The sequence below is a fragment of the Limnohabitans parvus II-B4 genome (genome assembly GCF_003063455.1).
Lineage (GTDB): Bacteria > Pseudomonadota > Gammaproteobacteria > Burkholderiales > Burkholderiaceae_C > Limnohabitans_A > Limnohabitans_A parvus.
Window position 1 is genome coordinate 533,010 of sequence record NZ_NESN01000001.1, and the last position, 20,066, is coordinate 553,075.

Sequence of the window (20,066 nt, forward strand, 5' to 3'; positions counted from 1 at the left end):
GCCGCTGCAATGACTCGCCCTAATCGGCGAAAATAGCCCCTTATGGCCATCCCCCAGTCTTTCATCCAGGAGTTGCTGTCCCGCGTCGACGTGGTCGACATCGTGGGCAAGTACGTGCAGCTCAAGAAAGGCGGGGCCAATTTCATGGGGCTGTGCCCCTTCCACGGCGAAAAATCCCCCAGCTTCAGCGTCAGCCCCACCAAGCAGTTCTTCCACTGCTTTGGCTGCGGCAAAAACGGCAACGCCATCGGATTTTTGATGGAACACGCGGGCATGACCTTCATTGAGGCCGTGAAAGATCTGGCCCAACAAACGGGCATGGTGGTGCCCGAAGAGCAGCAGTCGCCCGAAGACCGCGCCAAAGCGGCCGCTGCAAAAGCCAAGCAAGACAGCCTGAGCGACGTGCTCGAAAAAGCCGGACAGGCCTACCGCGACGAACTCAAGACCACGCCCCGGGCCGTGGACTACCTCAAGGGCCGGGGATTGTCAGGCCAGATCGCCAAGCGCTTTGGCCTGGGCTACGCGCCCGAAGGCTGGCGCTCTCTCGCCAGCATCTTCCCCAAATACGACGATCCGCTGCTGGCCGAAAGTGGCTTGGTCATCGTGAATGAGGAAGACGACAAACGCTACGACCGCTTTCGGGACCGCATCATGTTCCCGATCCGCAACATCAAGGGCGAGTGCATCGGCTTTGGCGGACGGGTGATCGGCAGCGGCACCCCCAAATACCTCAACTCGCCCGAAACCCCAGTCTTTCACAAAGGCCGCGAGCTGTATGGCCTGTACGAAGCCCGCGAAGCCCTGCACAGCGCGGGCTTCGTGCTCGTGACCGAAGGCTATATGGACGTGGTGGCCCTGGCCCAACTGGGCTTTGCCAATTCGGTCGCCACCTTGGGCACGGCTTGCACGCCCGACCATGTGCAAAAGCTGTTCCGCTTCACCGACGCCGTGGTCTTCAGTTTTGACGGTGACGGTGCAGGCCGCCGCGCTGCCCGCAAGGCCCTCGACGGTGCCCTGCCCTACGCCACCGATGTGCGCAGCATCAAGTTTTTGTTTTTGCCCGCCGAGCACGACCCCGACAGCTACGTGCGCGAGTTTGGCCAAGACGCTTTTGCCGAGCAAATCAAACAAGCCATGCCCCTGTCGCGCTTTTTGATCGACGCGGCCAGCGCCGACTGCGACCTGCAAACCGCCGAAGGCCGCGCCCGCCTGTCCAGCCAGGCCCGCCCCTTGTGGCAGCTGCTGCCCGATGGGGCGCTTAAGCAGCAACTGCTGTCTGAGCTGGCGCAACTCATTCAGCTAGAAACGGCTGGACTCGAAAAACTGTGGGGTCAGCAAGCGGCCAGTGACCAACGCTTTGCGCCTCGCAACCCAGCCAACGCGGCAGCCCCATCCATGCAATCTGCCAACGCCGCTTTCCACCAAGCCAGCGCGGCCGCTGACGAACACCACACCTTCGAGCCGCACTACGGCGAGCCCCCCGCTTGGGCGGGTGAAAGCCCTTATGGCAGTGGCTCGAGTGCGCCCGCTTATGGCAGCGCTTACAACAACGCAGGCGGCAACGGATCGGGCAGCAACTGGCAGCGCAAAAACCCCAACTGGACGCCCAACAGCAAGTTTGGCAACAGCCGCTTCAAACGCGACCAGCCACCGGTTTTCACAGGCCCTCGCACCGTGCCCGCCAGTCGAGCCGACCACGCGGCACGCTTGCTGCTGGGCAATATGGCGCTCTGGGAAACACTGGCCGGAGAAGACCACGCCATGCTGTGCGCCCTGCCTGCACCACACGGGCCTTTGTTTGCCTGGCTTGAGTCACAGTTCCACGAACAAGGCGCTTTGGGCTGGTCAGCCCTGCAAACCGAAATGCAAGGCCAGGCTTTTGCCGAAGACGCGGTGCGCTGGATGGCTCAAGACAATCTGGGGGTCACACCCGGCAACGAAGACGCCACGCCACCCGACCCACAAGAAGCCCGCCAAGAGTTGCGTCGCCTGCTCAACATGTTGTTGATTGACCGCCTCAAGCAGCTCGAAACCGAAGCCTTGGCCCAAGCGGCCACAGGACAAGACCCCGAAGCCCAACAACGCTGGCGCAGCCTGCACGAACGCCGTAAAGAACTGATGGCCTCAGCGGCAGCAGCGTTACTGGCTTCGCAGTAATTACTGGCCAAACTTCAGGCGGCTATCACTTGTCGAGCAGCTGATTCAGCTTGTCGGCCTCGAAGGTTTCGCTGGTCGCCGCATCGCCGGGCACCTGCACCTGCTGCTGTGCACACAACTGCTCCAGCGCTTTCCAGATCATGGCGATCTGGTGTTCTTGCCCGGCGGCGTTGTCGATCAGACCGCGCAAAGCCTGACTCACCGGGTCATCGTCTTGCGTGATGCCATAAGCTGTGAATTTGCGGTCGGTACCCGACACATCGGCGCTCTCGCCCGCTTTGGAGGGAATGATGCGCGCCGGAATGCCCACCGCCGTGGCCCCGGCAGGCACCGGCTTGATCACCACCGCGTTGCTGCCGATCTTGGCGCCATCGCCGACCTCGAAGCCGCCGAGCACCTTGGCCCCGGCGCTCACCACCACGTCTTTGCCCAGCGTGGGGTGGCGTTTGGCGCCTTTGTACAGCGAGGTGCCGCCCAAAGTCACGCCTTGGTAAATCGTGCAACCATCGCCGATCTCAGCGGTTTCACCCACCACCACACCCATGGCGTGGTCAAAAAACACCCGCTCACCGATCTTGGCGCCGGGGTGGATTTCGATACCGGTCAGGCCACGCGACACATGCGAAATGAAGCGCCCCAGCCACTTGAAACCGTGGTTCCAGCACCAATGCGCACGGCGGTGCAGCACCAAAGCGTGCAAGCCCGGATAACAGGTCAGCACCTCCCAAGCGGTGCGGGCAGCGGGGTCCCGATCAAGGATGCATTGGATGTCGGAGCGAAGACGAGAAAACATAGGCGTTGAGTCTATCGCTTGCCGCTGGCGGTCTGGATCATGGCCTTGGCCACCCCGCGCAAAATGTGGATTTCCTCCGGGCTCAAATCAGCCCGGTTGAACAACTGGTTCAAGCGCGGCATCAGCTTTTTGGGCGCGGCCGGGTCCAAGAAACCGATATCGCTCAGCGCCTGCTCCCAGTGCGTGAGCATGCCCGCCACCTGCTGGGCATCGGCCTTGTCAACAGGTGCAATCGCATCCTGCACCGGAAAGCCCCCCAGCGCCTCTCGCCAATCGTAGGCAATCACTTGGATGGCCGAGCCCAGGTTGAGCGAACCGAACTTTGGATTCGTCGGAATCGACAGCGCCACATGACAGCGGTAAACGTCTTCGTTTTTCATGCCAAAGCGCTCGGAGCCAAACAAGAACGCCACGCTCTGCTCGGGTGCGCCGGGCTGGGTCAACTGCGCAAAGTGTTCGCGGGGCGACCGGGTCGGCGGCCCAAAGTCACGCGGCGTCATGGCCGTGGCACACAGGTGGGTCACGCCGTCCAGGGCCTCGTCCAGCGTCTCCACCACGCGGGCCTTGTCCAGCACATCGTTGGCACCGCTGGCACGCTGGATGGTTTCTTCCTTGCGCAGCACGTTCTGCCAGCGCGGCTTGACCAGCACCAACTCGTCAAAACCCATGACCTTCATGGCCCGGGCCGCTGCGCCCACATTGCCAGCGTGGCTGGTCTCTATCAGGATGAATCGCGTTTTCATGCCCCGATTGTCCATGCTGAAATGGCACGCAGACGACATGCAGATCCGGTTCATGACGCCAAAATGACGAATACACCCACTTTTCATGAGAAAATGCCCCCTTCGCCGCCGCGATCGTGCGTGGGCCAGACCCGTTCTTCACACAATTTATGTCGTCCAATCTCCACCCCATGCTCAACGTGGCCATCAAGGCTGCACGCGCCGCTGGCGCCATCATCAACCGTGCTGCGCTCGACGTTGAAGCGGTTCGCATCTCGCAAAAGCAAGTCAACGACTTCGTCACCGAGATCGACCATGCGAGTGAAAAAGTCATCATCGACACCCTGCTGACCGCCTATCCCGACCACGGCATCCTGGCCGAAGAGTCTGGCAGCCAGCACGGCAACCCGGCCGCTGACCACATCTGGATCATCGACCCCCTGGACGGCACCACCAACTTCATCCACGGCTTTCCTGTTTATTGCGTGAGCATTGCCCTGCAAGTGCGCGGCAAAATCGAGCAAGCCGTCATTTACGACCCCACCCGCAACGACCTGTTCACCGCCACCAAAGGCCGTGGCGCGTTCATGAACGACCGCCGCCTGCGCGTGAGCAAGCGCATCCGTTTGCAGGAATGCATCATTTCCACAGGCTTCCCTTTCCGCAAGGGCGACAACTTCAACCAGTACCTGCGCATGATGGGCGACGTGATGCAACGCACTGCCGGCCTGCGCCGCCCAGGTTCTGCCGCACTCGATCTGGCCTATGTGGCCGCAGGCTTCACCGATGGTTTCTTTGAAACTGGCCTCTCGGCCTGGGACGTCGCCGCAGGATCGCTGCTGGTCACCGAAGCCGGTGGCCTGATCGGCAACTTCACCGGCGAGTCCGACTTCCTGGAACAAAAAGAATGCCTGGCCGGTGCGCCGCGCATCTATGGCCAGCTGGTCACCATCTTGGGCAAGTACAGCAAATTTGCCAGCGCTGGCGACAAAGCGGCTGTGCGCACCGCCGTCGAAACCCTCAGCCGCGAACGCGCCTCAGACAGCGATGCATCTGACGCCGAGGTCGCGCCCGACGCTGCTGACGGCGCTGAACCCAAAGACGCCCCGTTTTAAGCCATGTCAGCGCTCGACCTGAGTGCCCACACCCCCATGATGGCCCAGTACTTGGGCATCAAGGCGGAGTTCCCTGACACGCTGGTGTTCTACCGCATGGGCGACTTTTACGAGTTGTTCTTTGCCGACGCCGAAAAAGCCGCCAGCCTGCTCGACATCACCCTGACGCGCCGTGGCCAGTCGGCCGGGCAGCCGGTGGTCATGGCGGGCGTGCCCTTCCATTCGGTTGAGACGTATCTGGCCCGGCTGATCAAGCTGGGGGAATCGGTCGCTCTGTGTGAACAGGTGGGCGACGTGGCCACGGCCAAAGGCCCGGTGGAGCGCAAAGTGGTGCGCGTGGTCACCCCCGGCACGCTCACCGACACCGAGCTGCTGCCCGACAAGAGCGAAGCCATCTTGTTGGCCGTGCACCAGGCCCCCAAAAACCGTTGCGGCCTGGCATGGCTGAGCGTCACGCAAGGTGTGGTGCACCTGGCTGAATGCGCTCAAGACGAGCTGGCCGACTGGGTCGACCGCATCAGCCCCAGCGAGTTGCTGGCCAGCGCGGGCATGACGCCCACCTTTGAACAAAAACTGCGAAGCCTCAAAACCACCGGGCGCGGCAGCTGGGCGCTGGCCCTGCGGCCCGACTTTCAGTTTGACGCAGGCTTGGGCCAACGCAAGCTGCTCGAACAACTGCAAGCCGCATCGCTTGCGGCCTGGAGCGCCGATGCGCTGGCCGACGCGCACGCCGCCGCTGCGGCGCTGTTGACTTACGCCGAACACACCCAAGGCCGCAGCCTGCCGCATGTGCAGCGGGTGCAGGTGCAGCGCTCTGACGCGCTGATTGACCTGCCCGCCAGCACCCGCCGCAACTTGGAGCTGACGCAAACCCTGCGCGGTGAAGATTCGCCCACCCTGTTTTCGCTGCTCGACACCTGCATGACCGGCATGGGCAGCCGCTTGCTCAAAAGTTGGTTGCTCAGCCCACCGCGTGACCGGCAAGCCGCCGTGGACCGCCTGCAAGCCCAAGCCGTGTTGCGCGGCGAGAGCGGCGCTGGCGCCTGGAGCGGCCTGCGTGAACAGCTCAAAGGCGCGAGCGACGTGGAGCGCATCACCGCCCGCACCGCCCTGCGCCAAGTGCGCCCACGCGAACTGGTGGCCCTGCGCCACGCGCTGGCGCGTGCGTCTTCGCTGTCCACACAACTGCAAGCCCTTCAGCCTGAGCCCGGCACCTTGCTGGCTGGCATGGCCCGCTGGCTGACTCCGCCCACGCATTGCGCCGAGCTGCTGCAAATGGCCCTGCTCGAAGAGCCGTCCGCCTTGGTGCGCGATGGTGGCGTGATCGCCGACGGGCTGGACGCCGAACTGGACGAGTTGCGCAACATCCAGACCAACTGCGATGCCTTCTTGCTCGACCTGGAAACCCGCGAAAAAGAGCGCACCGGCATTGCCAACCTGCGCGTGCAGTTCAACAAGGTGCACGGCTTCTACATCGAGGTCACGCAAGGGCAGCTCGACAAAGTGCCCGATGACTACCGCCGCCGCCAGACCCTGAAAAACGCCGAGCGTTTCATCACACCCGAGCTCAAAACCTTTGAAGACAAAGCCCTGTCGGCGCAAGAACGCGCCTTGGCCCGCGAGAAGTGGCTTTATGAAGGCCTGCTCGACCAGTTGCAGCCCTTTGTGCCCGCGCTCACCGCTTTGGCGCAAGCCATGGCCAGCCTGGACGTGCTGTGCGCACTGACCGAGCGCTCGCTCACCCTGAACTGGTGCGCCCCCGAATTCACCAAAGAGCCTTGCATCGAGATTCGACAAGGTCGGCACCCCGTGGTGGAGGCTCGACTGGCTGAAATGTCCGGTGCCAGCTTCATCGCCAACGACACGGTGCTGGGCAACAAGCAGCGCTTGCAGATCATCACCGGCCCCAACATGGGCGGTAAATCGACCTACATGCGCCAGGTGGCACTGATCGTGCTTCTGGCCAGCATCGGCAGCCATGTGCCCGCCAGCCGCTGCCGCCTCGGGCCGATTGACGCCATCCACACCCGGATCGGCGCGGCCGACGACCTGGCCAACGCCCAATCGACCTTCATGCTGGAGATGACCGAAGCCGCGCAAATCCTGCACAGCGCCACACCGCACAGCCTGGTGTTGATGGACGAGATCGGCCGTGGCACCTCGACTTTTGACGGCCTGGCGCTGGCCAGCGGCATCGCCACGCACCTGCACAACAAAACGCAGGCCTTTGCCTTGTTTGCCACGCACTACTTCGAGCTGACCGAGTTCCCGGCCACGCACACGGCGGCGGTGAATATGCATGTGAGCGCGGCCGAATCGGGCGCGTCCATCGTCTTCTTACACGAGCTGCAACCCGGCCCCGCCAGCAAGAGTTATGGCGTGCAAGTGGCCCGCTTGGCAGGCATGCCTGCGGCGGTGCTCAACCACGCACGGCACGCGCTCAGCGCATTGGAAGCCGGGGCTACTGAAAGCCGCCAGCAAGTGGACCTGTTTGCCGCGCCGCCCGAGGCCGAAGCCGCTGGCCCCAGCCCGATAGAAGCGGCGCTGGCCCAAATCAACCCCGACGCACTCAGCCCCCGCGAAGCGCTCGACGCCCTGTATGCCTTGCAGCGTTTGCTGCCCAAAAATTAACCCGAAGTTGACACATGACTTATTGCGTTGCCGTCAAAACCCGCGCCGGATTGGTGTTTTTGTCCGATTCCCGCACCAATGCGGGCCTGGACCAGATCAGCACCTTCCGCAAAATGATCGTCTACGAAAAAGCAGGCGACCGCTTCATGACGCTGTTGTCGGCGGGCAACCTGAGCATTTCGCAATCGGTGCGCGAAGTGCTGCAAATCGAAAAACTGGTGGAGCCCGGCCAGGACGAACCGCTGACCATCTGGAACGCCAAGAGCATGTTCGACGCCACCCGCGTGCTGGGTGCGGCCGTGCGCCGGGTGTACGAGCGCGATGCAGCCGCCCTCAAGGCTTCGGGCGTGGAATTCAACGTGTCCATGATTTTTGGTGGCCAAATCGGCGGCGAAGGCATGCGCCTGTTCCAGGTGTATTCGCCCGGCAACTTCATCGAAGCCACCGATGAGACGCCCTACTTCCAGATTGGCGAATCCAAATACGGCAAGCCCGTGCTCGACCGCGTCATCACCCCCGACACCCCGCTGGACGAAGCGGCCAAATGCGCCTTGGTGTCGATGGACTCCACCCTCAAATCCAACCTGTCTGTCGGCCTGCCGCTGGACATGGTGGTCTACAAAGCGGGTAGCCTGCAAACCGACCGCATCATGTGCATCGACGAGCACAACCCCTACTTCCAGATGCTGCGCTCCAGCTGGGGCGACAAACTGCGCCAGATGTTCGACAGCATCGAAGACCCCATGTGGAACGGCGGCGCGACCGACATCCCACTCATGGTGCCGCCCGTGCGCAACGCCCTGCTCAAAAAGATCACCACGCCGGATGAGAAGCTGATCTGATGACCCCTCGCATCATCTTCTCGCACGGCAACAGCTTTCCGGCCAGCACCTACAAGGTGATGCTCGACAACCTGCGCCAGCGCGGGTTCAAGGTCGACGCAGTGGAAAAGTATGGGCATGACCCGAAATACCCCGTCACCAACAACTGGCCCCATCTGGTCCAACAACTCGCTGACTTTGCCCAAGACAAACAAGGTGAGGGCGAACCCGCTTTTTTGGTGGGCCATTCGCTGGGCGGCATCCTGAGCCTGATGTGCGCCGCCCGCCACCCCGAGCTGGCGCGGGGCGTGTTGATGATCGACTCTCCTGTTTTGGGTGGCTGGCGTGCCACCACACTGGGCTTGGCTAAACGCACCTCGCTGGTGGGCAGCGTGTCACCCGGGCGCATCAGCCAAAAACGCCGCAACCACTGGCCCAGCCTGGAAGCCGCGCTCGATAACTTCAGCAACAAAAAAGCCTTTGCCAAGTGGGACCCACAAGTCCTGCGCGATTACATCGAACACGGCACACACGACGAAGACGGCCAGCGGGTTTTGAGTTTTGACCGCGATGTAGAGACCGCCATCTACAACAGCCTGCCGCACAAACTCGACAGTCTGCTCAAGCGCAAACCCCTCAAATGCCCAGTCGCCTTCATCGGTGGCACCCACTCGGCAGAGATGCGTCAAGCCGGAGCGGAGCTGACACACAAGGTGGTCAAGAGCCGCATCATGATGCTCGACGGCTCCCACCTTTTCCCCATGGAAAAGCCGCTGGCCACAGCAGCTGCCATCGAAGCCAGCTTGCGCAATCTAGGCGCTTGATTCTTGGGCCGACCTGGAACTGTCACACCCGGCTTGACCGGGTGTCCATTTGTGTGCACCAGCGGCGTCCGAAGCCAGCCGCGCCTGTCAACCACCATGGATGCCCGATCAAGTCGGGCATGACAGGAAGATACTTTCGGGTACGGTCAAAACATCCCTTGCGGTATGACAGGGCAACCTTTCGGGCATGACACAACCCGACAGTCTCAAGCCGCCCAGGTCACCTGCCCGCTGTAGCTGGTGCCCAGCACCACCACACCGAACACAATCCGGTACCAGGCAAACACCTCAAAACTGTGGGTTGAGATGAACTTGAGCAACCAGCGCACGCAGACCCAAGCGCTCAAAAACGAAAACAACAAACCCACCGCAAACATGGGCGCATCGGCCATGCTGAGCAACGCACGCTCTTTGTAGAGGCTGTAAGCCCCCGCGCCTATGAGCGTGGGAATCGCCAAATAAAACGAAAAGTCGGTCGCGGCCTTGCGCGACAACCCCAACAACATGCCACCAATGATGGTGGCACCGCTGCGGCTCGTGCCCGGGATCATGGCCAGACACTGCACCAGCCCCACCTTGAGCGCATCGCGACCACGCATGTCTTCCACCTCGTGGATGCGCACCGCACTGGCCGGACGTCGCTCGGCCCACAAAATGATGAGGCCCCCAATGATGAACGTGGTGGCCACCACCGCAGGCGTGAACAAGTTCGCCTTGATGGCTTTGCCAAACAACAAACCCAGGACGACTGCAGGCACAAAGGCAATGAAGACATTCAGCGCAAAGCGCTGGGCATCAGCACTGCGCGGCAAGGCGCGCATGGTCGAGCTGATCTTTTGCCAATACACAATGATCACGGCCAGAATCGCCCCTGTCTGGATGGCGATGTCAAACACCTTGGCTTTGTCATCGTCAAAACCCAGCAAGGCCCCGGCCAAGATCAAATGTCCGGTGGACGAAATCGGCAGAAACTCGGTCAAACCTTCCACCAGGCCCATCACAGCGGCCTTGAGCAACAAAACGGTATCCACACGCACTCCTGAAATCTGCCACCGATTATCGCCGCTGCGATGCACTGGCCTTGGCCACTCGCACGTCATCGCGGCATTTGCCATCAACGTCGCCAATCGTCGCGGTCGCCATGACCGCGACGGCCATCGCGACGCTCGTCACGGCGTTCACCCCGGCCGCCTTCATGGCGGTCATGGCCCCAGCGATGGTCATGCCCATAACCCCAACCCGGTCCCGGGCGGTACACCTGCGGCGCATAAATCACACGCGGCGGGGGCGGCGGAGCATAGATCATCCGGGGCGGCCCATAAATTACCGAGCCGGGCACACTCACCTGTGCATAAACAGGCGAATGGCCTATTTGCGATGAAAACACCACCGAAGGCTCCATCACCACCGGATGGGCGCAACCCGTTTGCACAACACCCAAGCCCAACAGGCCCAGCAGTGCCATGGCTCTTGAAAATGACGGTTTGAATGGATAACGCATGACAAAGTTCCTCTGATCACGTTGGCTTTTCTTGAAAGCAGGCTCCCTGCGCCTTTAGCGCGGCAGCCCGGCGTTTGGTGGACCGACAGCGCTTTACAGTGGTTTCCAGTCGTAACGGGGCCGGCAAGTCCGCATGCCAAACGCCCCGTCAATGGGCCCAGTGCCTTCACCATGATCATCAGAACCCCATCAATTAATTACAACTTTGTAATTCAATTGCAGGATTCCATCTTTACAATTTCCGGTTTCTACGGAACTCACTGACATGAAAAAACTCTTACTCGTTTCTTTGGCCACCCTGTCCCTGACCGCATGTGTGCAAGAAGAATCACGCACCCTGCCCATTCAGAAAGTGGAATCGGCTGCACGCCCGCACATGGGCGTTCGCGTGCCCGTGTCGGTGGGCAAATTTGACAACCGCTCGTCCTTCATGCGCGGCGTGTTCTCCAACAACGAAGACCGCATGGGCAGCCAGGCGCAAACCATCTTGGTCACGCACCTGCAACAAAGCCAGCGCTTCAACGTGCTCGACCGCACCGTGATGAGCGAGATCAAGCAAGAAGCCGAGTTCAAAAAACAAACCCAAAAGATCAAAGGTGCGGACTACGTGGTCACAGGTGACGTGACCGAGTTCGGCCGCAAAGACGTGGGTGACCGCCAACTGTTTGGCATCTTGGGCCGTGGCAAAACACAAATTGCTTACGCCAAAGTCAACCTCAACATCGTCAACACCCTCACCTCCGAGGTGGTCTACTCATCGCAGGGTGCGGGCGAATACAGCCTGTCCGAGCGCGAAGTCATTGGCTTTGGCAGCACTGCAAGCTATGACGCCACCTTGAACGGCAAGGTGCTCGACCTGGCCATCCGCGACGCCGTGAACAACCTGGTCAGCGGCATCGAAAACGGCGCATGGCGTCCAGCCCTGTGAGCCAAAGCATGAGCCACCGCACACACACCACGCCAAGCATGCCCGCTCGTATCAAAACCGTGGCCCTGCTGGCCACCGTGCTGGCCCTCGCGGGCTGCGCCAACAAGGCACCACCGCCGCTTTATGGCTGGAACGGGTACGAGAAAAACCTCGACACCTATTTCCGGGGCGACCGCGAAAGCCTGGACACCCAGGCCAAGCTGATGGAAGACGACTTGCAAAAAATGCGCGCCGCAGGCCAAGCCACACCACCGGGCTACCAAGCCCACCTGGGCTTGCTGCATGGCAAGCAAGGTGACTTGGGCCGTTTCCAGCAACACCTGCAAGCCGAAAAAGCCCAATTCCCAGAGTCTGAAACCTTTGTGAATTTCTTGCTGCGCAAATTCAAATCCAACTGAGTCCAGCCCCCGACATGAAAAACTTCCTCAAACTTGCGGCCGCTGCGTTGGCCGTACTGGTGCTCAGTGGTTGCGCCACCAAACCCCCGGTGCCCTACGACTACACCGAATACAAACTCAGCAACCCCAAGTCGATCTTGGTGCTTCCCCCTGTCAACAAAACCCCTGAAGTCCGTGCGCCCTACAGCATGCTGGCCCAGGTGACTCTCCCCTTGGCCGAATCGGGCTACTACGTGTTGCCCGTCTCGCTGGTCGATGAAACCCTGAAAGAAAACGGCGTCACCCAGGCCCAAGACGCTCACGAACTGCCCAGCGCCAAACTGCGCGAGATTTTTGGTGCCGATGCAGCGCTCTACATCACCATGACCAAATACGGCACGGTCTATCAGGTGCTGGACAGCAACACCACCGTCACGGCGCAAGCCCGTTTGGTTGACCTGAAAACCGACAAAGTACTGTGGACCGGCAGCGCCACGGCCAGCACCGCTGAGCAGCAAAACCAAAACCAAGGTGGCTTGGCGGGCATGCTGATCACGGCCATCGTCAAGCAAATCGTGGGCACCGTCACCGACCAAAGCCACCCCATGGCAGGTCTGACCAGTCGGCGCTTGCTGTCGGCTGGACGCTTCCAGGGCCTGCTTTTTGGTCCGCGCTCGCCGCACTACAACAAAGAGGCCGACAAACCTCGCTGATCCGATGACCCGAGTCGGCGCTGCGAAAGCGGTGCCGTTGCCCGGGTGGTCAGCCCCCGGTGGTGTGCAAAGCACTGCTGGGGGAAATCAGCCGACAAAACAGCCTCAACACGGCGTCTGCACCCCCTAAAATCAGACGCTATGACCTCCCCCACCGACAAAGCCTCCGATTCCGCCTCTGCTGAACACAAAGTCAGCAACTTCCTGCGCCAGATCATCGAAAAAGACCTGGAGCAAGGCACCTACGCCAGCCGCCGCTGGGCAGGCAGCCCGGGTGATGCCGCGCACCACGCTGCGGGCGAGCCCGACCCGGCCAAGATCCGCACCCGCTTTCCGCCAGAACCCAACGGCTATTTGCATGTGGGCCACGCCAAAAGCATCTGCATCAACTTCGGGCTGGCCAAGGAATACGGCGGCGTGTGCCACCTGCGCTTTGACGACACCAACCCCGAAAAAGAAGACACCGAATACGTCAACAGCATCATCGACGCCGTGAAATGGCTCGGCTTTGACTGGGCGCAACTGGGCCAAGCCGCTGGCAGCGCCGCGCCCTACCAAGCCAGCGACTACTTCGACTTCATGTACCGCGCTGCCGAGGCGCTGATTGAAGCCGGCCACGCCTATGTGGACGAACAAAGCGCCGAAGACATGCGCGCCAACCGGGGCGACTTTGGCAAGCCCGGCGTGGACAGCCCTTTCCGCAGCCGCACCGTGGCAGAAAACCTGACACGATTCCGCGAAATGAAGGGCGGCAAGTTGGCCGACGGCGCTGCCGTGCTGCGCGCCAAGATCGACATGGCCTCACCCAACATCAACATGCGCGACCCGGCCATCTACCGCATCCGCCGCGCCACCCACCACCACACGGGCGACACCTGGTGCATCTACCCGATGTACACCTTTGCCCACCCCATCGAAGACGCGCTGGAGCAGATCACCCACAGCATCTGCACGCTGGAGTTTGAAGACCAGCGCCCGTTTTACGACTGGCTGATGGAGCGCCTGTGCGAATGCAAGCTGCTGGCCGCGCCCGCGCCCAAGCAATACGAATTTGCCCGCCTGAACCTGACCTATGTGATCACCAGCAAACGCAAGCTTGCGCAACTGGTCAACGAAAGCAAAGTCAGCGGCTGGGACGACCCGCGCATGCCGACCATCGTGGGCCTGCGCCGCCGGGGCTACACGCCTGAGAGCCTGCGCCTGTTTGCCGACCGCATTGGCGTGACCAAGAGCGACAGCTGGATCGACTACAGCACGCTCGAGGGCTGCCTGCGCGAAGACCTGGAAAACAAAGCCCACCGCGGCATGGCCGTGCTTGACCCCGTCAAGCTCGTGCTGACCAACTGGGCCGAGGCTTTTGGCAGCGACGGCTACACAGAAGATTGCAGCCAACCCGCCCTGCCCCACTCGGCAATAGCCGAAGGCCAAACGCCCCCGGCCGACCGCACGTTCCTGATCGGCAAAGAAGTTTGGATCGAGCGCGAAGACTTTGAAGAAGTGCCGCCCAAGGGCTACAAGCGCTTGTTCCCGGGCAACGTGGTGCGCCTGAAAGGCGGCTACGTGATCGAGTGCACGGGCTGCGCACGCGACGCGGCGGGCAATGTGACCGAGGTGCACGCCAAAGTGATCCCCGGCACCAAAAGCGGCACGCCCGGCGCCGACAGCATCAAAGCCAAAGCCGCCATCACCTGGGTGAGCGTGGCCGACGGCGTGCCAGCCGAGGTTCGCCTGTACGACCGCCTGTTTGCCGAAGCGCACCCCGATGCGGGCGGCAAAGACTTCTTGCAGTCGCTGAACCCGGACAGCCTGAAAGTCGTCACCGCGTATATGGAGCCGTCATTGGCCGGGGCGCAGCCAGACCAGAAGTTCCAGTTTGAGCGGTTTGGGTACTTTGTGGCCGACCGCCTGGATCATGTGGCGGGAACGAAGCCGGTGTTTAACCGGGTGACGGGGTTAAAGGACAGTTGGGGTAAGTAAAGAATTTTTAATGATTTATTTTTCTAATTTATTAGAAAAATATTTCCAACCAAAAAATCAAAAATATGAATAACTACCCAGGCCGACCACCCCCGGAATGGTTCGGAATTTTGTTTGTTTTCTCTGCTATTTGCGGCGGCATTTACCTGCTTTTCACCGACTTTTGGTGGGGTGTTTGGACTGTTTTATTTATGTCAATGGGCTTATGGGGAGATGCTATCAAGTATGTCAAAAGTTTGCGCCAAAAACACTCAAAAGAGTGATTTACAAAATAAGTAATTACAAAAATTTATCTATTGCGTTGCCTATGAGGCCAATGCAACCCCACGCCATCCTCCACTTCTGGTTCACAGAGCTCACCCCCAAGGACCACTTCGCCAAAGACGCCGCCTTGGACGAAGCCATCCGCACCCGCTTCGGGGTGACGCTAGAAGCCGCGGCGCGGTGTGAGTTGTTTGCCTGGCGCGCCACGCCCGAGGGGCGCTTGGCCGAGGTCATGGTGCTCGAACAGTTCTCGCGCAACGTCTACCGCGACACGCCCCGCGCCTTTGCGCAAGACGCGCTGGCTTTGGCGCTGGCGCAAGAGCTGGTGGCCAGTGGGCAAGACAGCAGCCTGCCCTTGGCGCAGCGAAGCTTTGCCTACATGCCCTACATGCACAGCGAGTCCGCCCTGGTGCACGCCCAAGCCGTCACCCTGTTTGCGCAACCGGGCATGGAAGACACCCTGCGCTTTGAGCAACGCCACCAAACCATCATCGAGCGCTTCGGCCGATACCCTCACCGCAACGTCATCCTTGGCCGCGAGTCCACGCCCGAGGAACTGGCTTTTTTGAGTGAGCCGGGGTCGGGGTTTTAACGCTGCCGCATGGATATGGGCCGTGGCCATCCATCGCTTTAAGCCAGAATATCCATAGCTCGCCCTTACCAAATACCCAAAATGGGTATGAACCAACCTAATTTGGGTACATCGCCACACTTAAGCAACCCACCTATGGCTGCCCAACACATCACCACCCTCGAAGCCCTGCGCCAGCTCTACGGCCCCGCCAGTGAGCGTTCGCTGAAAAAAGAAATGCCGTCACTGGACTCGCATGCAATCCGCTTCATCGCGCTGTCGCCCTTTGTGGTCTTGGCCAGCAGCAATGCAGATGGGCACATGGACGCCTCACCTCGTGGGGGCGATGCGGGTTTCGTCAAGGTGCTGGACGCGCAGACGCTCTTGGTGCCCGACTCACCGGGCAACAACCGCTTGGACACGCTGGAGAACATTGTCAGCACCGGGCGCTTGGGTTTGCTCTTCATGGTGCCGGGGTTTGACGAGACTTTGCGCATCAACGGCCAAGCGGTTTTAAGCACCGACCCGGCCGACTTGGCCCTGTGTGCCGATGCGCGGCGCACGCCCGCGCTGGTGATCCGCCTGACGGTGGAGTCGGTTTACCTACATTGCGCCAAAGCCTTCATGCGTTCGCAGCTGTGGGATGCATCACGGCACCCTGAGCGCAGCCAACTGCCCACCATGGGTGAGATGCTGCGTGACCAGATTCAGGCCTTCAAGGGCGAGACGATTGAGATCGAATCGCAGGCCGAGATGGTGCAGCGTTACAAGCAGTCGTTGTGAGGTGCGGGTATGACAGTGAAAGGCAGCAATGACAAACATCTGTCACCCCGGACTTGATCCGGGGTCCATGCCTTCGGCTGCCGTGGATACCCGCATGCGCGGGTATGACAGTGAAAGGTGGGTATGACAGTGAAAGGTGGGTATGACAGTTAAAGGCGGCTATGACCTAGAACGGGGCATGACAGCGCGCGGGCTATCCAAACAGACAGGTGTGACGGGCTTATTTTTTCTGAACCGGGTTGGCCAGCAGCAAGTTGGCCGGATAGGCCCGCATGAACTCGCGGGCTTTGTCGAGCGGGGCGGTCAGCCAAGCGGACCAAGCGCCTTCGTTCAGGATGGCGGGCATGCGTTTTTCGTTGCCATTTTGGCCATAGCGGTTCATCAGCGCGTGGCTGTTGGCGTTGACCGTCAGCAAGGTGAAGCTGATGATTTCTTCGCCGTCTTGGGTCCAACGCTCCCACAGGCCCGCGACACCCATGGGTTTGCCGTCCACACGGGCAATGCGCGTAGGCACGGCTTTGCGGGTACGCCAGTCGTCTTCAAAAAAGGCTTGCATCGGGATGATGCAGCGTTGGGCTTTGAGCCAAGTCTCACGCGTGGGGGTGGCGGTGCTCATGGTTTCGTAGCGGGTGACCGCCAACTTGGTCGAGCGCAGTTTGGCGTCTGACGCCGACTTGACCCAGGTAGGCACCAGCCCGAACTGGCCTTGGGCCAGCTCCAGCACCAGTGTGCTGGCGGGGGCCGCAGGTGCTGCCGCCTCGCAAGCGGGTTCAGCGCTGGGTTCAGCACCGGGTTCAGCAAATGGCTCTGCGGCGGGCTGGCCGGGCACAAATGCTTTGCGGATGAACAAGCCTGGCTGGCGCGGCCAGACTTCTTTGCCGGGCAGTTTTTCGGGGGGGGCGACGCCAAAGGCCTCGGCATACAGGTCGGCGCTTTTCAGGCATTCATATTGGGTACTCATGCGGGGGATGCTAACCGACCTGCTACGCTCACGCCCATGCTGATCCGCTTCAACAAACCTTATGGCGTGCTGAGCCAGTTCACCCCCGAGGGGCGCTGGACTGGGCTGAAGGACCACATTGACCTGCCCGGCGTGTATGTGGCCGGGCGCCTGGACGCCGACAGCGAAGGTTTGCTGCTGCTGACCGACGATGGTCCGCTGCAAGCCCGCATTTCAGACCCCCGCTTCAAAATGGAGAAGACCTATCTGGTGCAGGTGGAGGGTATGGTGGACGACAAAGCCCTGACCGCTTTGTGCCGGGGCGTGACGCTGAACGACGGCCCCACCCTGCCCGCCCGCGCCCGCGCGGTGCAGCTGCCTGCCGACCTGTGGCCGCGCAACCCGCCGATCCGCGAGCGCAAGAATATCCCGACCTCGTGGCTGGAGCTGTCGATTCGCGAGGGGCGCAACCGCCAGGTGCGGCGCATGACCGCCGCAGTGGGTTTGCCCACGCTGCGGCTGATTCGCACCGCCGTGGGGCCTTACAACCTGAACGACTTGCCCGCAGGCACTTGGCAAGAAGTCCCCGCCTGAAGCCCTGCTTTGGCAAAGGCGACAGGCGCGTTGGCACACTTCGGCCACAATCGCCGCACACTTTCAATTAACCCCCTTTGGAATTTCACATGTCTGAATTGCTGAACAAACTCGAATGGCGCTATGCCTGCAAAAAAATGGACCCGACCAAGTCCGTGCCCCAAGACAAAGTGGACCGCATCGTCGAAGCCGCCCGTCTGGCCCCCACATCCAGCGGTTTGCAGCCTTTCGAAGTCATCGTGGTGACTAACGCCGCCGTGCGCGAGCAAATCAAGCCCAAGGCTTGGGGCCAAGCCCAAATCACCGACGGTTCGCACCTGCTGGTGTTTGCTGCTTGGGACAACTACACGGCCGACCGCATCAACATGATGTTTGACCTGACCAACGCACAACGCGGCGGCACCAACGAAGGCTGGGAAAACTACCGCCAGATGTTGCTCAAGAACTACCCTGCCCGCACCCCAGAAGTGAACTTCGAGCACGCCGCTCGCCAGGCCTACATTGGTTTGGGCGCTTCTTTGATCGCTGCGGCTTTTGAAGAAGTGGATGCCACGCCCATGGAAGGCTTTGACCCGAAAGCCGTGGACGACATCTTGGGCCTGAGCGCTCGCGGCTTGCGCAGCGTGGTGATCGTGCCCCTGGGTTACCGCGCCGCCGAAGGCGACTGGTTGGCGAACCTGAAAAAAGTGCGCCGCCCCACCGCCCAGTTCGTGACCGAAGTCAAATAACAAGCGCCAAAACCTGAGGCGCTTTCGGCGGCAGATTTTCTGCGGCCTGAGCCCCTCAGGTCACCCCACACAAAGCCGCAGATTCTGCGGCTTTGTGCTTTAACATCAAGCCTTCCCAAGTCGGGATGCAATCCAAGGAACCAACATGGCCAAAGGCGAACAACGCAGCAACAAAATGGCCAAGAAGCCAAAGAAAGACACGTCGCCCCCCAAGACGTTCACCTCAGACCGCCCGATGGCCCCGTCCACCTTTGTGGCGCCTCGCGGCAAAGTCAAAGACAAATAAAGCGCCCCAAGGCCTTGCCTGACCCAGTGCTGGGCCTCTCCTTCTTTCCATGTCCGCCCCTTTTCAGATCTTCACAGCCCGCGTGCTGCCCGCCAACTTGCAATTTGACGTGGAGGGTGACCTGACCCTGCTCGAAGCGGCCGACCTGGGCCGGGTGCAGTTGCCCAGCTCTTGCCGCAACGGCACTTGCCGCACCTGCATGTGCCAGCTGGTCAGTGGCGAGGTGACTTACACCGTGGAATGGCCCGGACTGTCCGCCGAAGAAAAAGCCGAAGGTCTGGTGCTGCCCTGTGTGGCCCGTCCCTTGACTGATGTGGTGCTGATGCAAGCCGCCGCTACCGCTGGCTGACCGATGCTGCCCCGCATGACCCCGATCTACGAAGACGAGCACCTGCTGGTGCTGGAAAAGCCCAGTGGCCTGCTGTCGGTGCCCGGACGCGGCCCCGACAAACAAGACTGCTTGGCCAGCCGCGTGCAGGCCGTTTACCCCGAAGCGCTGGTGGTGCACCGGCTCGACCAGGACACCTCGGGGCTGCTGGTCATGGCCCGTGGCATCGAGGCACAGCGCCGCATGAGCCGCCTGTTTGAAACCCGCCAGGTGCACAAGCGCTACATGGCGGTGGTGGCTGGCCAGCCCCTGCAAAGCCAACAAGCGGTGCCTGCCGACGAAGACGGCTGGCGCACGATTGACGGCCCCATCTTGCTCGATTGGGAGCGTCGCCCGATCCACATCGTGCACCCGGACGGCAAAGCCAGCCGCAGCCGCTGGCGCGCTCAGCAAAGCAGCGACACCGCCACCCTGGTGGAGCTGGAGCCTGTGACCGGGCGCACCCACCAGTTGCGCGTGCACCTGCAAAGCATTGGCCACCCCATGCTGGGCGACGCGCTGTATGCGCCCGCCCCGGTGCGGGCGCTCAGTCCGCGCCTGATGCTGCATGCGCAGTCGCTGGCTTTTCCGCACCCGTTCACCGATGCACCCATGGCGTTTGAAGTGCCAACCGACTGGTCAGCCCACGCACCTTACGGCCATTTCACGGAGGTTCCCACCATGAGTTTTGAAGCATTCAAGCAGCAAGCATTGGCCGAAGGTTTTGACGAAGTGCTGGAACGCACTTGGGAGCCCAACGTGGTGCTGGAGACGCACACGCACCCCTTTGCGGTCAAAGCGCGGGTGACGGCAGGCCAGCTGTGGCTGAGCTGCGCTGCGCCCGACGGCAGCCCACAAAAGCGCTACCTGACACCCGGCGACGAGTTCTCACTGAACCGCGACGAGCCTCATGCCGAGCAATATGGCCCCGAAGGCGCCACTTATTGGGTGGCCCGCAAGAACTGAGTTGCGCG

22 protein-coding genes are annotated in these 20,066 nt (G+C 61.3%); 17 read left to right on the forward strand and 5 right to left on the reverse strand.

Annotation, left to right across the window (positions count from 1 at the left end; all coding sequences use genetic code 11):
* The first annotated feature begins 42 nt into the window (after positions 1-42).
* A complete protein-coding gene (dnaG, locus tag B9Z37_RS02380; RefSeq protein WP_108311428.1) occupies positions 43-2,157 on the forward strand; it encodes a DNA primase in 2,115 nt (704 codons plus the stop codon).
* 25 nt (positions 2,158-2,182) lie between these two features.
* Here the strand turns inward: dnaG and cysE are convergent, their stop codons facing one another.
* Together cysE and B9Z37_RS02390 are read right to left on the reverse strand one after the other, a co-directional pair.
* Positions 2,183-2,950, reverse strand: a complete 768-nt coding sequence (cysE, locus tag B9Z37_RS02385; RefSeq protein WP_108311429.1) for a serine O-acetyltransferase — start codon at positions 2,948-2,950, stop codon at positions 2,183-2,185.
* A gap of 11 nt (positions 2,951-2,961) precedes the next feature.
* Positions 2,962-3,693, reverse strand: coding sequence for an RNA methyltransferase (locus tag B9Z37_RS02390; RefSeq protein ID WP_108311430.1), 732 nt, complete (start codon positions 3,691-3,693; stop codon positions 2,962-2,964).
* 149 nt (positions 3,694-3,842) lie between these two features.
* On the opposite strand from B9Z37_RS02390, the gene B9Z37_RS02395 reads away from it, so the two are divergent.
* From B9Z37_RS02395 to B9Z37_RS02410, 4 genes are read left to right on the forward strand one after another with little or no spacing between them, the layout of a single operon-like run.
* Positions 3,843-4,787 carry an inositol monophosphatase family protein gene (locus tag B9Z37_RS02395; RefSeq protein WP_108311431.1) on the forward strand — a complete coding sequence of 315 codons (945 nt, stop codon included), beginning with the start codon at positions 3,843-3,845 and terminating at the stop codon, positions 4,785-4,787.
* 3 nt (positions 4,788-4,790) lie between these two features.
* Positions 4,791-7,418: a DNA mismatch repair protein MutS gene (gene mutS / locus B9Z37_RS02400; RefSeq protein ID WP_108311432.1), complete on the forward strand. Its 2,628-nt coding sequence runs from the start codon at positions 4,791-4,793 to the stop codon at positions 7,416-7,418.
* A gap of 14 nt (positions 7,419-7,432) precedes the next feature.
* On the forward strand, positions 7,433-8,260 hold the full coding sequence (locus B9Z37_RS02405; protein WP_108311433.1) for a proteasome-type protease: 828 nt from the start codon (positions 7,433-7,435) through the stop codon (positions 8,258-8,260).
* Positions 8,260-9,063, forward strand: a complete 804-nt coding sequence (locus B9Z37_RS02410; protein WP_108311434.1) for an alpha/beta fold hydrolase — start codon at positions 8,260-8,262, stop codon at positions 9,061-9,063. The genes B9Z37_RS02405 and B9Z37_RS02410 overlap by 1 nt, the downstream gene beginning before the upstream one ends.
* Before the next feature lie 206 nt (positions 9,064-9,269).
* Here the strand turns inward: B9Z37_RS02410 and B9Z37_RS02415 are convergent, their stop codons facing one another.
* Entirely contained in the window at positions 9,270-10,094 is an 825-nt protein-coding gene (locus B9Z37_RS02415; RefSeq protein WP_108311863.1) for an undecaprenyl-diphosphate phosphatase, read from the reverse strand.
* Positions 10,095-10,177: 83 nt separating this feature from the next.
* Positions 10,178-10,564 carry a hypothetical protein gene (locus tag B9Z37_RS02420; RefSeq protein WP_146179687.1) on the reverse strand — a complete coding sequence of 129 codons (387 nt, stop codon included), beginning with the start codon at positions 10,562-10,564 and terminating at the stop codon, positions 10,178-10,180.
* 265 nt (positions 10,565-10,829) lie between these two features.
* On the opposite strand from B9Z37_RS02420, the gene B9Z37_RS02425 reads away from it, so the two are divergent.
* From B9Z37_RS02425 to B9Z37_RS02450, 7 genes are all read left to right on the forward strand, one after another.
* Positions 10,830-11,492, forward strand: a complete 663-nt coding sequence (locus tag B9Z37_RS02425; protein WP_108311436.1) for a CsgG/HfaB family protein — start codon at positions 10,830-10,832, stop codon at positions 11,490-11,492.
* A complete protein-coding gene (locus B9Z37_RS02430) occupies positions 11,474-11,890 on the forward strand; it encodes a DUF4810 domain-containing protein (RefSeq protein ID WP_108311437.1) in 417 nt (138 codons plus the stop codon). The genes B9Z37_RS02425 and B9Z37_RS02430 overlap by 19 nt, the downstream gene beginning before the upstream one ends.
* 14 nt (positions 11,891-11,904) lie before the next feature.
* Positions 11,905-12,582 carry a DUF799 domain-containing protein gene (locus B9Z37_RS02435; protein WP_108311438.1) on the forward strand — a complete coding sequence of 226 codons (678 nt, stop codon included), beginning with the start codon at positions 11,905-11,907 and terminating at the stop codon, positions 12,580-12,582.
* Positions 12,583-12,723: 141 nt separating this feature from the next.
* A complete protein-coding gene (locus B9Z37_RS02440; RefSeq protein ID WP_108311439.1) occupies positions 12,724-14,559 on the forward strand; it encodes a glutamine--tRNA ligase/YqeY domain fusion protein in 1,836 nt (611 codons plus the stop codon).
* Between the two features lie 65 nt (positions 14,560-14,624).
* On the forward strand, positions 14,625-14,822 hold the full coding sequence (locus tag B9Z37_RS14280; RefSeq protein ID WP_146179688.1) for a hypothetical protein: 198 nt from the start codon (positions 14,625-14,627) through the stop codon (positions 14,820-14,822).
* A gap of 53 nt (positions 14,823-14,875) precedes the next feature.
* Positions 14,876-15,415, forward strand: coding sequence for a DUF924 family protein (locus B9Z37_RS02445; RefSeq protein ID WP_108311440.1), 540 nt, complete (start codon positions 14,876-14,878; stop codon positions 15,413-15,415).
* Between the two features lie 135 nt (positions 15,416-15,550).
* Positions 15,551-16,177, forward strand: coding sequence for a pyridoxamine 5'-phosphate oxidase family protein (locus tag B9Z37_RS02450; protein ID WP_108311441.1), 627 nt, complete (start codon positions 15,551-15,553; stop codon positions 16,175-16,177).
* A gap of 220 nt (positions 16,178-16,397) precedes the next feature.
* Here B9Z37_RS02450 and B9Z37_RS02455 read toward each other — a convergent pair whose 3' ends face one another.
* Positions 16,398-17,138: an SOS response-associated peptidase gene (locus B9Z37_RS02455; protein ID WP_108311442.1), complete on the reverse strand. Its 741-nt coding sequence runs from the start codon at positions 17,136-17,138 to the stop codon at positions 16,398-16,400.
* A 36-nt stretch (positions 17,139-17,174) separates the two neighbouring features.
* Here B9Z37_RS02455 and B9Z37_RS02460 point away from each other — a divergent pair, with 36 nt between their 5' ends.
* The 5 genes from B9Z37_RS02460 (at position 17,175) to B9Z37_RS14725 (ending at position 20,058) form a co-directional block, all read left to right on the forward strand.
* Entirely contained in the window at positions 17,175-17,711 is a 537-nt protein-coding gene (locus B9Z37_RS02460) for a pseudouridine synthase (RefSeq protein ID WP_108311443.1), read from the forward strand.
* 89 nt (positions 17,712-17,800) lie between these two features.
* Complete coding sequence (locus B9Z37_RS02465; protein WP_108311444.1) at positions 17,801-18,439, forward strand: NAD(P)H-dependent oxidoreductase; 639 nt, start codon at positions 17,801-17,803, stop codon at positions 18,437-18,439.
* A 145-nt stretch (positions 18,440-18,584) separates the two neighbouring features.
* The gene (locus B9Z37_RS14400) at positions 18,585-18,725 is read left to right on the forward strand and encodes a hypothetical protein (protein WP_019427071.1); all 141 of its coding nucleotides are present in this window, start codon (positions 18,585-18,587) and stop codon (positions 18,723-18,725) included.
* A gap of 49 nt (positions 18,726-18,774) precedes the next feature.
* Positions 18,775-19,074 (forward strand): 2Fe-2S iron-sulfur cluster-binding protein, encoded by a 300-nt coding sequence (locus tag B9Z37_RS02470; RefSeq protein ID WP_108311445.1) that lies wholly within the window; start codon positions 18,775-18,777, stop codon positions 19,072-19,074.
* 15 nt (positions 19,075-19,089) lie between these two features.
* Positions 19,090-20,058: an RluA family pseudouridine synthase gene (locus B9Z37_RS14725; RefSeq protein WP_108311864.1), complete on the forward strand. Its 969-nt coding sequence runs from the start codon at positions 19,090-19,092 to the stop codon at positions 20,056-20,058.
* The last annotated feature ends 8 nt before the right edge of the window (positions 20,059-20,066 follow it).

Coding starts and splice junctions, on each gene's coding strand:
- dnaG (WP_108311428.1), top strand. CDS start 43: ATGGCCATCCCCCAGTCTTTCATCCAGGAGTTGCTGTCCCGCGTCGAC.
- cysE (WP_108311429.1), bottom strand. CDS start 2,950: ATGTTTTCTCGTCTTCGCTCCGACATCCAATGCATCCTTGATCGGGAC.
- B9Z37_RS02390 (WP_108311430.1), bottom strand. CDS start 3,693: ATGAAAACGCGATTCATCCTGATAGAGACCAGCCACGCTGGCAATGTG.
- B9Z37_RS02395 (WP_108311431.1), top strand. CDS start 3,843: ATGTCGTCCAATCTCCACCCCATGCTCAACGTGGCCATCAAGGCTGCA.
- mutS (WP_108311432.1), top strand. CDS start 4,791: ATGTCAGCGCTCGACCTGAGTGCCCACACCCCCATGATGGCCCAGTAC.
- B9Z37_RS02405 (WP_108311433.1), top strand. CDS start 7,433: ATGACTTATTGCGTTGCCGTCAAAACCCGCGCCGGATTGGTGTTTTTG.
- B9Z37_RS02410 (WP_108311434.1), top strand. CDS start 8,260: ATGACCCCTCGCATCATCTTCTCGCACGGCAACAGCTTTCCGGCCAGC.
- B9Z37_RS02420 (WP_146179687.1), bottom strand. CDS start 10,564: ATGCGTTATCCATTCAAACCGTCATTTTCAAGAGCCATGGCACTGCTG.
- B9Z37_RS02425 (WP_108311436.1), top strand. CDS start 10,830: ATGAAAAAACTCTTACTCGTTTCTTTGGCCACCCTGTCCCTGACCGCA.
- B9Z37_RS02430 (WP_108311437.1), top strand. CDS start 11,474: ATGGCGTCCAGCCCTGTGAGCCAAAGCATGAGCCACCGCACACACACC.
- B9Z37_RS02435 (WP_108311438.1), top strand. CDS start 11,905: ATGAAAAACTTCCTCAAACTTGCGGCCGCTGCGTTGGCCGTACTGGTG.
- B9Z37_RS02440 (WP_108311439.1), top strand. CDS start 12,724: ATGACCTCCCCCACCGACAAAGCCTCCGATTCCGCCTCTGCTGAACAC.
- B9Z37_RS14280 (WP_146179688.1), top strand. CDS start 14,625: ATGAATAACTACCCAGGCCGACCACCCCCGGAATGGTTCGGAATTTTG.
- B9Z37_RS02445 (WP_108311440.1), top strand. CDS start 14,876: ATGCAACCCCACGCCATCCTCCACTTCTGGTTCACAGAGCTCACCCCC.
- B9Z37_RS02450 (WP_108311441.1), top strand. CDS start 15,551: ATGGCTGCCCAACACATCACCACCCTCGAAGCCCTGCGCCAGCTCTAC.
- B9Z37_RS02455 (WP_108311442.1), bottom strand. CDS start 17,138: ATGAGTACCCAATATGAATGCCTGAAAAGCGCCGACCTGTATGCCGAG.
- B9Z37_RS02460 (WP_108311443.1), top strand. CDS start 17,175: ATGCTGATCCGCTTCAACAAACCTTATGGCGTGCTGAGCCAGTTCACC.
- B9Z37_RS02465 (WP_108311444.1), top strand. CDS start 17,801: ATGTCTGAATTGCTGAACAAACTCGAATGGCGCTATGCCTGCAAAAAA.
- B9Z37_RS14400 (WP_019427071.1), top strand. CDS start 18,585: ATGGCCAAAGGCGAACAACGCAGCAACAAAATGGCCAAGAAGCCAAAG.
- B9Z37_RS02470 (WP_108311445.1), top strand. CDS start 18,775: ATGTCCGCCCCTTTTCAGATCTTCACAGCCCGCGTGCTGCCCGCCAAC.
- B9Z37_RS14725 (WP_108311864.1), top strand. CDS start 19,090: ATGACCCCGATCTACGAAGACGAGCACCTGCTGGTGCTGGAAAAGCCC.